Genomic DNA, 13,110 nt, shown 5'->3' with positions numbered 1-13,110 from the left:
TCTCGCCTTAGCGAATGACGATATTTACCAATTTACCAGGAACAGCGATTACCTTCACGATTGTTTTGCCTTCGATGAGCTCCTTGATGGTCTCATTGCTCATCGCCAGAGCTTCCATCTGCTCTTTGGTTGCGTCAGATGCAATCAGCAGCTTTTCTTTGTTTTTCCCATTGACCTGCAGGACGATTTCAACCTCGTCTTCAACCAGCTTCGCTTCGTCGTAGGTTGGCCATGCCTCGTACGCAATCGTATTGGCATGTCCAAGCTTTTCCCACAGCTCTTCCCCAATATGCGGTGCAATCGGAGAGAGCATTTTCACAAAGTCTTCCATGTATTTCTTCGGCAAAACGTCCGCCTTGTAAGCTTCGTTGATGAACACCATCAGCTGGGAGATCCCTGTATTGAAGCGCAGTCCCTCGTAATCCTCGGTTACTTTTTTGACCGTCTGATGGTAGACGCGCTCCATCGAATTCGGTTTGTCTGTATCCACGATCTTCGGATTCAGCTCACCATTGTCATTCACATACAAGCGGTAGACGCGGTCCAGAAAGCGGCGGGCACCATCGAGGCCTTTTGTAGACCACGCGATGGATGCATCCAATGGCCCCATGAACATTTCATACATACGCAGGGTGTCTGCACCGTGGCTTTGCACGATGTCGTCCGGATTCACGACGTTTCCTTTGGACTTACTCATCTTCTCGTTGTTCTCACCCAGGATCATTCCTTGGTTAAAGAGCTTCTGGAATGGCTCTTTCGTCGGTACGACACCGATATCGTAGAGGAATTTGTGCCAGAAACGAGAGTAGAGCAAGTGAAGAACAGCGTGTTCCGCCCCTCCGATATAGATATCAATCGGCAGCCACTCTTTCAGTTTATCCGGATCTGCCATCGCCTGATCATTGTGCGGATCGATAAAGCGCAGGAAGTACCAGCAGCTACCAGCCCATTGAGGCATGGTATTCGTTTCACGGCGAGCTTTCATGCCAGTCTCTTTGTCTACGATATTGATCCAGTCGGTGATGTTGGCAAGTGGCGACTCACCTGTACCAGACGGTTTGATTTCTTTCGTCTTCGGAAGGATTATCGGCAATTCATCAGCTGGAACCACTTTCATCGTGCCATCTTCCAAATGGATGATTGGAATCGGCTCGCCCCAGTAGCGTTGACGACTGAACAGCCAGTCGCGCAGACGATAGGTGACTTTGCGGTTTCCTTTACCGTTCTCCTCGAGCCATTCGATCATTTTGCTGATCGCTTGTTCCTTGTTCAAACCATCGAGGAAGCCAGAATTGATGTGTTCGCCGTCACCAGCGTACGCTTCCTTCGTAATGTCTCCACCTGCAATAACAGCTTTGATTGGCAAATCAAAGGTTTTTGCGAATTCATAGTCTCGCTCATCGTGTGCTGGAACGGCCATGATCGATCCAGTACCATAGCTGATCAATACGTAGTCGGCAATCCAGATAGGCAGACGTTCGCCATTTACCGGATTGATCGCATAGGCGCCTGTGAATACGCCTGTTTTTTCTTTCGCCAGGTCCGTACGCTCCAGATCGCTTTTGTGTTTTGCCTGATCCAAATACGCTTCAACTGCTGCCTTTTGTCCAGGTACCGTAATTTGCTCGACCAGCTTATGCTCAGGAGCCAGCACCGCATAGGTTGCACCGAACAAGGTATCAGGGCGAGTGGTGAATACCGTGAACGTCTCTTCGTGGCCTTCAATTCCAAAGGTCACTTCTGCCCCTTCCGAACGGCCGATCCAGTTGCGTTGCATTTCCTTGATGCTCTCTGGCCAATCCAGCTCTTCGAGGTCAGCGAGCAATCGCTCTGCGTAAGCTGTAATTTTCAATACCCATTGCTTCATTGGGCGGCGTTCGACCGGATGGCCTCCGCGTTCACTCTTGCCTTCGATGACCTCTTCGTTGGCCAGTACGGTACCAAGTGCCGGGCACCAGTTTACAGCCACTTCATCGATGTAGGCCAGACCGTGTTCATATAGCTTGGTGAAAATCCACTGTGTCCATTTGTAGTAGTTTGGATCTGTTGTATTGATTTCCCGGTCCCAGTCGTAGGAGAAGCCCAGCGACTTGATCTGACGGCGGAAATTGTTGATGTTGTGCTCGGTAAATTCAGCAGGGTCATTTCCTGTATCGAGAGCGTATTGCTCAGCCGGCAGACCAAATGCATCCCATCCCATTGGATGAAGTACATTATAGCCTTGCATGCGTTTCATGCGGGACAAAATATCTGTAGCCGTATAGCCCTCTGGATGTCCAACGTGCAGTCCTGCACCCGATGGATACGGGAACATATCAAGCGCATAGAACTTTTTCTTGCCCTCATCCTCTGAAGTCTTGAAGGTTTTGTTTTGCTCCCAGTATTGTTGCCATTTCTTTTCGACATTGCGATGACTGAAAACCATGGTAAAGCACTCCCATCTGAAATAACGAAATAGATTACACAGCTTTGACGAGAAGTAGCATGGCTACTCCGCCTTTTCAAGCTTTGTATGGTACTACAAATTGATAGTAAAATAAAAAACCCCGCGCCCCTATCGCTTACGAAAAGGGACGAGAGGTTGTGTAGACTCCCGCGGTACCACCCAGTTTGGTGAAGAGAACTGTTTCACCCGCTTGTTCATATCCGTATCGTGGATGAAACGCCCTCCCTTACACAGCCAATCCATCAGGCCTTCAGGGGGAGTGCTCGGAGGCGAGTTCGGAGTGGTCTGGGTTGACTTGCACCCACCGTCAACTCTCTTTTGGTCACAGAACGATTCCTACTATTCCTCTTTTAACGCGTCGATTTTTGCAGTTATAACACGATTATAGTCAATCCTAACCAGTCGTGTCAATCTTTCGGCCGACGAGCCACAAAAAAGTGCCGTTCACTGTCTGCTTGCGGCGGAAGATCGGTAAAGTCTGCTGTCAGCACAACATCCGTAAATCCTGCATCCTGCAGCCAGCGAAAGATCTGCATGGGCTGATACGCACGCTGCCAATGCTCCTCTTCTACCCGCTCGTACAAGCCCGAGGGCTGACGGATGAAGAAGGTGAGCTGATGCTCCACCTCCAAGCGAAGCGGATCGCAGAACGCATTCCAAATATACGAGACATCTTCTTCTACCAGGGTAAACGTCTCATCTCCAAAGACCTGCAGCATCTTATAAGGACTGTGAACATCAAATAAAAACGAGCCACCCGGGGTCAAATGAGCAAATACGCGGCGGAATGTCTCCTGTACGTCTTCCTCTTGTGTCAGATAGCTCAAGGAGTCGCACAAGGAAATGACCGCATCAGCGGGTGTCATCTCAAGCTCACGCATGTCCTGCTCAACCCAGGAGATATACACTTGCTCCTGCCTCATTTTGTCATACGCGATAGCGAGCATCTCTGCCGACAAATCAACGCCAGTCACCCGATATCCTCGCTTGGCTAACGGAATGGCAACGGAGCCTGTACCGCAGCCCAGATCAATCACATGGAGCGGTTTTTCTCCCTTGCTCCACGTGCGATCCACCCATTCCAGCCATTGATCGTAAGGTGTGTCCGCCATTAATTTGTCGTATATCGCGGCCATGTGCGAATACGCCATGTCGATTACTCCTGCGATGAGAAGGTAACCACTTCGGCATCCTTCCACAGACGCTCAAGATTGTAAAACTCGCGCTCTTCCCGATGGAAAACGTGAATGATCACATCCTCGAGGTCTACGAGTGCCCAGCGACCTTCCTCCTCGCCCTCGATACCACGCACGTTGTAGCCATTTTTATGTGCCTGGTCGCGGATTTCACGGACAATGGCCTGTACCTGACGCTCGTTGTTTCCGTGGCAGATCATGAAGTAATCTGCGATCACGGTCAGGTTCTTGATATCGAGCACCGTAATATTCTCTGCCTTTTTTTCCTCTGCTGCTTTAATAACCAGGCGAGCCAAATCATCAACTGTTCTAACCATTAAACCCTCCTTCTCTCCCTCTGCGGGAAATCAAGTCGTTGTATGCCATCAGTGTCAACGGGAAGACCGTTTTCTGCTTTTCTATCAAGAACTGGATCGTCCCCCCCAATGCCACGGAAAGGGCTGTATCCAAATCCTTTTGAGCCAGATCGCGAATTTGCTCCACGCCTGGATACTGTCGGTTTGGTTCTATATAGTCTGCCACACAAACTACTTTTTCTAACAGCGTCATTCCAACTCTGCCCGTCGTATGGTAGCGTACCGCCTGCAAAATCTCAGGATCCGTCACGCCGATCACTGTTTGAATGACAATTGCACCAGCAAAAGCATGCCACAGCTCTTTTTCACCTTGGAGAAGCTCCTGCGGCAGGTCATGGCGAACGAGAATGTCGTGCATTTTATCGATCGACCAGCATTTGCAGTAATCATGAAGAAATCCGGCCAATTCGGCCTTTTCTGGATCTGCTCCGAATCTTATTGCCAACTGACGTGCGGTTTCCGCTACGCCGAGTGTATGCTGGTACCGCTTGTCGTGCATTTGCGCTCGCACGCGGGCAAGCAGTGTCTCGCGGTCCATTCGCTCATTCATACAATCGGTTCTCCTTTATATAACGTTCCACTGCGTCCGGTACTAAATAACGCAGGCTTTTGCCCTCTGCTACTTTCTGGCGGATCAGGGTGGAAGAAATATCCCATACCGGCATGTTCACGAGTTTCACATGTTCCGCATCGGACAGGTCGAGTTCAAAGCCAGGACGAGCCAAGCCGATAAAATCAGTCAAGCCCACCAGTTCCTCGTAGCGATACCAGGTAGACAACGTCTTTACCATGTCTCCACCAATGATAAATGAGAAGCGATAGTCCCGATGCTTTTTCACCAGTCGGACCATCGTATCACCTTTCATAACGGTTCGCCTAAGGCAGCTTGATCGTTTTGTGCTCGCGCGATTCTTTGTACAAGACGACAGTGTGACCAATCAGCTGTACCAGCTCCGCACCAGCACCCGCGGCCAAATCTTCTGCAACTTCGCGTTTGTCATCCGTATTGTTCTGCAGGATCGATACTTTGATCAGTTCACGCACTTCCAGCGCTTCTTTGATCTGGGTAATCATATTTTCATTCACTCCGCCTTTTCCTACTTGGAAAATTGGGCTAAGATGATGGGCTTCTGCGCGCAAAAAGCGCTTTTGCTTGCCGGTTAACATCGGCATGCCTCCTCTATTCAATCAAATCTTATTTTTTCAGTTGTTCCAGTACAACGGCACGCATGGTTTCACTCGGAGCTGCCTGACCTGTCCACAGTTCAAAGGCAAGGGCTCCCTGATTGACAAACATGCCAACACCGGAGTGCACGCGGGCTCCGAGCTCACGAGCCTCTCGCAGCAAACGCGTCTCCAAGGGATTGTAGATGAGATCACTCACGACCAAACCGCTGTGCAGCCACGCCGATGGTACTGGCATATCCTGTACATGTGGGAACATGCCAATTGATGTCGTATTAATCAAAAGCGTCGAGTCTGCGATCGCTGACTCGCCACTTTCCTGCTCCATCACTTGTGTGGGAACGATCGTTCCGACATGCTCAGCCAGGAAAGCTGCTTTCTCCCGTGAACGGTTGATGATGCGAATCTCTTTTACACCTTGTTCGGCAAGAGTAAATGCTACAGCTCTTGCAGCACCACCCGCTCCGAGCAGTGTCACCACTTGCTGCTCCAAGGAAATGCCGGTCTCTTCTACAAGCGAACGAACATAGCCCAGTCCATCGGTATTGTAGCCGATCAAGCGGCCGTCTTCGTTTACAACCGTATTGACGGCGCCAATTTTTTTGGCTAATGGATCTATCTCGTCGAGCATGGGCATGATGGCGACCTTGTGCGGGATCGTCACATTCACCCCTTTGATTCCAAGTGCTCGAATGCCTTCCACAGCATCCTCGAGCGCTTCCGGAGAAACATCAAATGCTGCATATGCAAAAGCCAAGCCCGTTTCCGCAAACGCCGCGTTGTGCATCAGCGGCGATTGTGAATGGGAAACGGGATGACCGAACAAACCTACCAGTTGCGTTTTGCTTGTCATCATGATACTCTCCTACCCCCCAGCTTCTCTCTCTATCATATGGCAAGGACTACGGGCTAACCAACCCTTCTTTTTGCGGGTTTAGATCAATCCTTTGCGCATTCCCACACTGACCCCTTTTGGGGCATGCACAACGACATTCGCCTCGTGTTTGCCTTGCAGGCTGACCCAACCCAACCCGGAGATGACGATATCGGTCGTCATGCCTGTCGGTTTGATTTTAAACGAATGCTTCGCGAAAGGCGGGAGAGCCTTTACCGCTTCCTCACCTGTAGGCGGATTGAGCAGCGTGCCGTGGTGCTTCTGCATCACTTCTTCTGCTTTTTCCAGCTTCGTTCGGTGAATGTACAGATCGTTATCCACATACACAACCAAAGGCTGTCTAGGGCCACGAACAAAATCAACGCGGGCCAGCCCACCCAGGAATAATGTTTGTTCAGGATCAAGCTGATACACCTTGGAATTGATCCGGCTCGTAGGCGTAATTTTACGCAAATCAGCAGGTGAAATCATATGGCCAATCTGCTCGCGGTTGATGATGCCCGGCGTATCGTAGATCGAGCGACCGTCCTCCAAAGGAATCTCGATCTTGTCCAGCGTCGTTCCTGGAAACGGCGAAGTGGTAATCTCCAGCTCTGCCGCACCGTAGTCATGCAAGATGCGGTTGATCATCGTTGATTTTCCAACGTTGGTTACACCGACAATGTACACGTCTCTTCCCTTGCGCAGCTCTCCTATACGAGCGAGCAGCTCGTCGATGTGCAGTCCTTTCTGGGCGCTGATCAGCACCACATCCTCCGGACGCAGGCCACGCTCCTTGGCCTCGTGCTGCATCCAGTTGCGCACGCGGTTGAGGTTGATATTGCGCGGCAGCAGATCTACCTTGTTGCCAACGAGCAGGATCGGATTCTTTCCGACAAAGCGCGGCAATCCCTTCAGCCAGGAGCCTTGGAAATCAAAGATATCCACGACCATGACGACGAGGGCTTGTGTAGAGCCGATTCCGTCCAGAATACGCAGGAAGTCGTCGTCACCCATACTGACTGGCGCCACTTCATTGTAATGCTTGATGCGATAGCAGCGCTGGCAGATGACTACTTTTCGGTCAAGTGCCGATGCCGGTGCATAACCGGGCTTTTTGATATCCTCCGTCTGTATCGCGATTCCACAGCCAGCACAGGAGCCAACCGCCTGTTCATTTATGCTTTGCTCTTCCACGAAACCATTCCTTTCCGCTCCATCCAATATAGGGCTACTCGCTCCATCCTGCGATTAAAGCGCGTCCAAAATCCGTCTGTCTGAGCAACGGGCACGACCAAAATCGTATGAAACCCAAGTCGATTGCCGCCCAGTACATCTGTAAACAATTGATCGCCTACGACCACTGTTTCCTCGACCGTCACACCCATCTGGCGAACAGCCTGCAAAAAGGCTTTGTTAGTCGGTTTGCGTGCCGCACAAATAAAAGCGATCTGAAGAGGCTGGCAAAAGCGTTGTACACGTTCCTGATTGTTGTTGGATACGACTGTGACCTGGATACCGGCATCACGCATACGCGCAAGCCAGCGTTCTACCTCCGGTGTAGCCAGCGGCCTGTCCCATTCAACCAATGTATTGTCAAGGTCGGTAATCACCGCTCGTATGTTACGCTGTTTCAACTGTTCTATATCAATGTGGTGGATCGAATCCACGAACTGGCTCGGCATCAGCTTCTGTAAAAGCACGTGGCACCTCCAAACGGCATGAAGCAAAATAACCGTGATTTCGGCACCTACTATACCATATTCAGCCGTACTGTTGCAAAAGAAAACGGATAACGCCCGTACCAATGGCATGGGCGTTTTGACCTCAATGATCCTTTTTCTCTCTTTTCTCCATCAGCCGTAGGACACCCTCCTTTGGCGTCCAGCACTGGAAACGATAGTCGGGGCGTGTCTCATAGGTGAGACGGGAACAGCGATACCCCACTTTGTCCCGCTCCTTTTCTACGCGAAAATGGATGCAGGTCGCACAACAGTGAAATGGATTGGTCTGATCCACGGTTCTCCCCTCTTACTTTAGCGAATTCCAAGTGAACATCGACAGCTGCTCGTAGCGCACTTGCTCGGGCTCGGCAAAATTGCTGAAACCGACGCCTACCAAGCGCACGCCTGCACTGTATGAAAACACGTCAAGCAAATCGTCCAGCAGCTCTTGCCAATTGGCATCTGTCGTCGCTTTGCACTGACGCGTGCGTTGGGTAAAATCGGCGTATTTGATTTTCAGGATAATGGTTTGAGGATGGACATTCTCCTGCCGGATATCTTCCTGCACTTCCTGCAAGATTGAATAAGCAATCTGTGCAACAGCATCCCGGTCATACAAATCAAAGGGAAGTGTAGTTTCCCGACTGATCGATTTCGGTGCTCGTTCCATCTCAATATCCCGCTGGTCTTCTCCTCTGGAGCGGTCATACAACGCGCGTCCCCACTTGCCAAACAGCTGGACTACTTCTTCCAGCGACAGCTTCCAGAAGTCTTCTACGGTTTCAATTCCTTTTTTTGCGAGCACCTCTTGGGATTTCTTCCCTACCCCATGCAAGGTACCGATCGGCAATGGGCGCAGGACCTCTAAAGCCTGCTCCGGTCGGATAATCACAAAGGCGTCCGGTTTTTTCAAATCACTCGCGATTTTGGCCAGCGACATATTGTAGGAAAGGCCGATACTGCAGGTCAATCCCGTTTCCTTGTGAATACGCCGCTTGATTTCACGTCCGATTGGAACAGCGTCCTCGTAGCTGCTGACATCCAGATACGCCTCGTCCAGCCCGACTGTCTGGTAACGATCCGTATATTGGGCCAGGATCTCTCTGATCTCGGCAGACTTCTCCACATAGCGGGAATAACGGACTGGCAGAAAAATGCCTTGCGGACATTTCTTGCGTGCCAGAGCTACGGGCATCGCCGAGCGCACACCGAACTTACGCGCCTCATAGCTGCATGTGGAGACCACGCCACGATTTCCCGTACCACCCACAATGACCGGCTTGCCCCGCAGATGCGGTTGGTCGAGCTGTTCCACGCTGGCGAAAAAAGCGTCCACATCCATGTGCAGGATTTTTTTCATAACGGAGATACCACCAAACGTACATTCTCATTTCAACTATTATCTCCGATCTGTGCTTCCTGCGCAAGTAGCGGCAGCCTTTCCCACTAAGATTGGGCAGATAAGACCTGCATCAGCTCCGACACAGGGGGATTTCCTTTTTTGGCGTATCGTATTTTTTGATCTTTTCCGATGATGTAAACGATTCGCTGCTGGAAGAAAAGGCCCAAAATCTTGCCTACATCATACGACTCGCGAATCTTCTCCTGCTCATCGACAATCAGCGGAAAGGAGTAGCTGAATTTGTCCGAAAAAGCCTGGTGCTTATTCAAATCAGCTGGGTTGATCCCCAGTACAATCGTATCCAGCTTTTCCAGTTCGCTGTATCGATCCTGGATTCCGCAAAGCTGCTTGGTGCAGACGGGTGTATCGTCACCTGGATAAAAGATCAGCACGATGTTTTTTTGACCCAAATAATCTTGCAGACGAATGGTTCCTGCTGTGCTTTCCGCAGTAAAGGCGGGAGCAGACGTTCCTGGCTTTAGCATCACAATCACCTCTCTCGTAGTATACATGCCGTTGAAAAAAGAAAAAACTGCCCCATTTAACATGTGGACAGTTTCTTGCTGCAAGCTTGCTCAGTTGGCTTGTTCTTTGGTTTGTATGACCTTCGCGACAAACGCTTCGGCAATTTTCAGCATCGTGGAATCATGGCCCCACATGCGCTCAGGGTGCCACTGCAATCCGATATGCAAACCGTCCAGGCTCTCGATCGCCTCGACTACGCCATCTGCTGCCACACCAGTGATCTTGAAGCTTGGCGCGACATCCTTGACAGATTGGTGGTGAGAGGTGTTCACCAGAATCTCCGTGGTACCCAGTGCATCTGCCACCATGCCCGGCTGAAGCTGTACCTTGTGCGCCCCGTATTGACGAGAGCCTTTCTGGGCGTGCTGGAAGGCACCTGGCACTTGACTTGGGATATCCTGAATCAACGTACCACCGCAAGCTACGTTCATGATCTGCATCCCTCTGCAGATCCCCAGCATCGGTTTTTTCTGCTCCAAAGCAAGCTTGATAATGGCAAGCTCTGTCAAATCCCGCTCGTACTCCACTTCTCCCAGACGCTGCAACGGTTCCTCACCGTACAGGTGCGGAGCAGGGTCTTCGCCTCCGGTCAGAATGATTCCATCCACAGCTTCCATCATGGCTTGGAACGGCGGCTCCTGTATACCTAACAACGGCATGATCAGAGGAATTCCTCCAACACGGGCAATCCCGTCCACATAGCCGGAACCCACATAAAAATACTGGTCGAGATTGTTGTTGGGCAAATACATTTTTGAACATACGACACCAATTACCGGACGCACTCAGGTCACTTCCTTGTCTTCAAAGTGGGTAGCTTTTTTAACATGATTCCTGAAAAACTTCTTGCTGTTCAGAGCTTGACTACATACTATTATAGTAAGAAAATTTTGTCTATATTAAAAGGAGTTGTTTTCTATGCTATCCAGCCTCTCCCCCTCTATCGCGCCATTACTGGAAGAATCAGGTGGTGAATGGGGGGTTTATCTCGAAGATTTGCATACCGGTGAACAACTTTCTTTTAATCAAAATGAACGTTTCTATGCAGCAAGTGTGATCAAGGTTCCGATCATGGCAGCAGTCTTTGCTGAGGTGTATGCAGGCAAATTTGCTTTGGAAACGAAAATCAGGCTGCGCCAGGAGGATCAGGTCGGAGGGGCAGGCATTTTGCAGCATATGACGCCTGGTTCTGAGTGGACGGTACAAGATCTGGTCACGCTGATGATTATTCAAAGCGATAATACAGCGACCAACATGCTGATCGATCTCGTCGGAATAGAGTCGATTCGCAGTATCATGCAGGCGACCGAGATGACCAACAGCCACTTTTACAACAAGCTGATGATTGTACCTGCACAAGTAGAGGGATACAACGAAGTGACAGCTGCCGATCTGGGCAATCACTTGCGTTATCTGGCAAAAGGCAAGGTGATCTCCTACGACAGCTGCGCAAGAATGATGGCCATTTTGAAACAGCAGCAGCATCGCGACCGGATCCCGCTCCACTTTCCTTATCCCAGCGGCGATATGATTGGCTCTCTGCCCAGCTGGGAGCTCGCGAACAAGACGGGTTCTGTTACCAATATTACACATGATATAGGCATTCTCTACGTCGGTTCGAGCGCTGTCACGATCTGTGTACTGAACAAGGGATTGCCTCAAAAAGCCGCTGTGCAGACCATCGCCAGCATCGGGAAACTGGTATTCGACCTGTACAGCAAGTAATCGACCAAACCACGCCCACCCTCAGCAGGTGGGTCTTTGATTTTTATGACGTAAAAAAAGCGTGTACGCCATATTTGTGGGAACGTACACGCTTGTTACATCGATTATTCTTTTTCCAGGATCAGCTTGCTTACTTCCATGGCACTGGAGAACGAGAGCTCAGACAGCTGTCCTTGTCCTTCGCACCAGTCTCCAGCAAAGAAGAGGTTCCGGTAATCCGGGAGAGAGGTCGGCATCGGTTTTTGTGTCATCGTCCATTTGATCTCCTGGACAATCGCACGCGTGGAAACACGTGGCACCACCAGTTGATCTCTCCAGCCAGGGAAGTGCTTGTCGTACAGATTTTCGATTTCCTGCTTGCGCTGTTCCACGATCTCTTTGTTACCAACCTCGGATTGGCGCAGGTAGGCAGTGGCCTGAAGCAATTGACCGCCTTCTGGCACACAGCTGTGGTCGTAGTACGAGATATCGGTAATAAAAATGTTGTTTTGCTTGTCGTAAATATAGGAATAAGGCACGTCAATGCGTTCCTTCAAGCCTACGTCATACACGACAACGACTGTCGGTTCGTACTCGGCATATTGGGCAATGGCATGCTCCAGACGAGTTTCGCTGAAGACCTTCACCATTTCCTTTGGTGGGATACAGCTGACGAATTCATCTCCTGTAATCTCACCATCCGGTGTCACGACTCCTACAACCCGTTCGTCTTCTACGTGAATGGACTCGACCTTGGTTTTGGTCAAAATCGTACCATTGTTCGCCTCGATGACACGTACAAACTCCGAAATCAGCGCTTGCCAGCCTCCACCGATGTATGCAACCGGTTTGTTCGTCATAAACAAGCGGCTGTAATAATTGAAGAATACATCCGATGGAATCTTTTCAGGTTCACGGGTGAAGAAGTTGGAGGATGCCAGCGTCAGCATCATTTCCTTGACTTCCTCGTTGATGTGCTTTTTCTCCATCCACTTTTGAATCGAGAGATGGGGGTGTCCCTGCTCCATTTTCAGCATCGTTTTTAAAATTTCAAACGTAAACAATACTTTGTCCAAGCCTTTCAACAGCCTGGTTTGGAAAAGGCCCTGCACATTCGCCGGAACCGCTGTCAAGTCGCTTCCGATATCGTACTTTGCCTTGGTTGGATTGAAGTCTTGCCAATCAATCTTCAAATCCAGTTCTTTTTCAAACGTTCTCAGAACAGAACTGTCACGTGCGTAAATCGCATGTGCCCCGAAGTTAAAGTTGAAGCCTTTGATTTTCAAAGTTACGGCACGGCCACCCAATTGTCCGCGCTCCAATACAGCTACTTTTTTGCCTTTCGACGATAGATAGGCGGCTGTAGAAAGACCCGCAAGTCCTCCGCCTACGACAACAACGTCATAGTGATTGGTTGTCATACACAATCTCCCCTACGCGCTAGCGATGTTGATCTACTATATGATTTACGTCAAACCCAATCATTAGAATACTGGATATACGAAGCAGAAGTCAATCATTATTGAACTCTGTCTATTTTTATACTGGTATATACCATTTTTTACCTGACAGTGTTGTCATACGAAGTGGATTCCTTTTCCAAATCAGGTGGGTAAAGATGTGTCTGCTCTCCCCTTGTCGGAGATCTGAACTAGTATTCCCTTCCAACCAACGGATATCCAGCATCAACTTGATTGA

The 13,110-nt window shown here is 50.0% G+C and carries 15 protein-coding genes and 1 other annotated feature; of the genes, 1 reads left to right on the top strand and 14 read right to left on the bottom strand.

The window, feature by feature from the left end; genetic code table 11:
- Nucleotides 1-7: 7 nt before the first annotated feature.
- From leuS to JZI27_RS00595, 13 genes are all read right to left on the bottom strand, one after another.
- A complete protein-coding gene (leuS, locus tag JZI27_RS00655) occupies nucleotides 8-2,425 on the bottom strand; it encodes a leucine--tRNA ligase (protein ID WP_280206243.1) in 2,418 nt (805 codons plus the stop codon).
- A 141-nt stretch (nucleotides 2,426-2,566) separates the two neighbouring features.
- Nucleotides 2,567-2,809 (bottom strand) — a binding site (T-box leader).
- Nucleotides 2,810-2,853: 44 nt separating this feature from the next.
- Nucleotides 2,854-3,597, bottom strand: a complete 744-nt coding sequence (locus JZI27_RS00650) for a class I SAM-dependent DNA methyltransferase (protein WP_280206241.1) — start codon at nucleotides 3,595-3,597, stop codon at nucleotides 2,854-2,856.
- Between the two features lie 5 nt (nucleotides 3,598-3,602).
- Nucleotides 3,603-3,959, bottom strand: coding sequence for a ribosome silencing factor (rsfS, locus tag JZI27_RS00645; protein ID WP_122907239.1), 357 nt, complete (start codon nucleotides 3,957-3,959; stop codon nucleotides 3,603-3,605).
- Nucleotides 3,952-4,548: a bis(5'-nucleosyl)-tetraphosphatase (symmetrical) YqeK gene (gene yqeK / locus JZI27_RS00640; RefSeq protein ID WP_280206239.1), complete on the bottom strand. Its 597-nt coding sequence runs from the start codon at nucleotides 4,546-4,548 to the stop codon at nucleotides 3,952-3,954. The genes rsfS and yqeK overlap by 8 nt, the downstream gene beginning before the upstream one ends.
- On the bottom strand, nucleotides 4,541-4,864 hold the full coding sequence (locus tag JZI27_RS00635; protein WP_280206237.1) for a nicotinate-nicotinamide nucleotide adenylyltransferase: 324 nt from the start codon (nucleotides 4,862-4,864) through the stop codon (nucleotides 4,541-4,543). The genes yqeK and JZI27_RS00635 overlap by 8 nt, the downstream gene beginning before the upstream one ends.
- 10 nt (nucleotides 4,865-4,874) lie before the next feature.
- Nucleotides 4,875-5,165, bottom strand: coding sequence for a ribosome assembly RNA-binding protein YhbY (gene yhbY / locus JZI27_RS00630; RefSeq protein ID WP_280206235.1), 291 nt, complete (start codon nucleotides 5,163-5,165; stop codon nucleotides 4,875-4,877).
- Nucleotides 5,166-5,193: 28 nt separating this feature from the next.
- The gene (locus tag JZI27_RS00625) at nucleotides 5,194-6,039 is read right to left on the bottom strand and encodes a shikimate dehydrogenase (RefSeq protein WP_280206233.1); all 846 of its coding nucleotides are present in this window, start codon (nucleotides 6,037-6,039) and stop codon (nucleotides 5,194-5,196) included.
- Nucleotides 6,040-6,117: 78 nt separating this feature from the next.
- Nucleotides 6,118-7,239, bottom strand: coding sequence for a ribosome biogenesis GTPase YqeH (yqeH, locus tag JZI27_RS00620; RefSeq protein ID WP_122907354.1), 1,122 nt, complete (start codon nucleotides 7,237-7,239; stop codon nucleotides 6,118-6,120).
- Nucleotides 7,236-7,760, bottom strand: a complete 525-nt coding sequence (locus JZI27_RS00615) for a YqeG family HAD IIIA-type phosphatase (RefSeq protein ID WP_122907244.1) — start codon at nucleotides 7,758-7,760, stop codon at nucleotides 7,236-7,238. The genes yqeH and JZI27_RS00615 overlap by 4 nt, the downstream gene beginning before the upstream one ends.
- A 124-nt stretch (nucleotides 7,761-7,884) precedes the next feature.
- Nucleotides 7,885-8,076, bottom strand: a complete 192-nt coding sequence (locus JZI27_RS00610; RefSeq protein WP_122907245.1) for a hypothetical protein — start codon at nucleotides 8,074-8,076, stop codon at nucleotides 7,885-7,887.
- Nucleotides 8,077-8,088: 12 nt separating this feature from the next.
- Nucleotides 8,089-9,141 carry a DNA polymerase IV gene (locus tag JZI27_RS00605; protein WP_122907246.1) on the bottom strand — a complete coding sequence of 351 codons (1,053 nt, stop codon included), beginning with the start codon at nucleotides 9,139-9,141 and terminating at the stop codon, nucleotides 8,089-8,091.
- Between the two features lie 86 nt (nucleotides 9,142-9,227).
- Nucleotides 9,228-9,668 carry a peroxiredoxin gene (locus JZI27_RS00600; protein WP_280206229.1) on the bottom strand — a complete coding sequence of 147 codons (441 nt, stop codon included), beginning with the start codon at nucleotides 9,666-9,668 and terminating at the stop codon, nucleotides 9,228-9,230.
- Nucleotides 9,669-9,758: 90 nt separating this feature from the next.
- The gene (locus tag JZI27_RS00595) at nucleotides 9,759-10,493 is read right to left on the bottom strand and encodes a gamma-glutamyl-gamma-aminobutyrate hydrolase family protein (RefSeq protein ID WP_251243617.1); all 735 of its coding nucleotides are present in this window, start codon (nucleotides 10,491-10,493) and stop codon (nucleotides 9,759-9,761) included.
- A gap of 133 nt (nucleotides 10,494-10,626) precedes the next feature.
- Between JZI27_RS00595 and JZI27_RS00590 the strand changes: the two genes are divergently transcribed.
- Nucleotides 10,627-11,433, top strand: coding sequence for a serine hydrolase (locus JZI27_RS00590; protein ID WP_280206225.1), 807 nt, complete (start codon nucleotides 10,627-10,629; stop codon nucleotides 11,431-11,433).
- Nucleotides 11,434-11,537: 104 nt separating this feature from the next.
- On the opposite strand, the gene JZI27_RS00585 is transcribed toward JZI27_RS00590, so the two are convergent.
- Entirely contained in the window at nucleotides 11,538-12,833 is a 1,296-nt protein-coding gene (locus tag JZI27_RS00585; protein WP_122907249.1) for a phytoene desaturase family protein, read from the bottom strand.
- Between the last annotated feature and the right edge of the window lie 277 nt (nucleotides 12,834-13,110).

The sequence above is a fragment of the Brevibacillus sp. AY1 genome, assembly GCF_029870785.1.
Taxonomy (GTDB): domain Bacteria; phylum Bacillota; class Bacilli; order Brevibacillales; family Brevibacillaceae; genus Brevibacillus; species Brevibacillus invocatus.
Note: the sequence above shows the minus strand (reverse complement) of the source record. Positions and strands in the feature narration are given on the sequence as shown.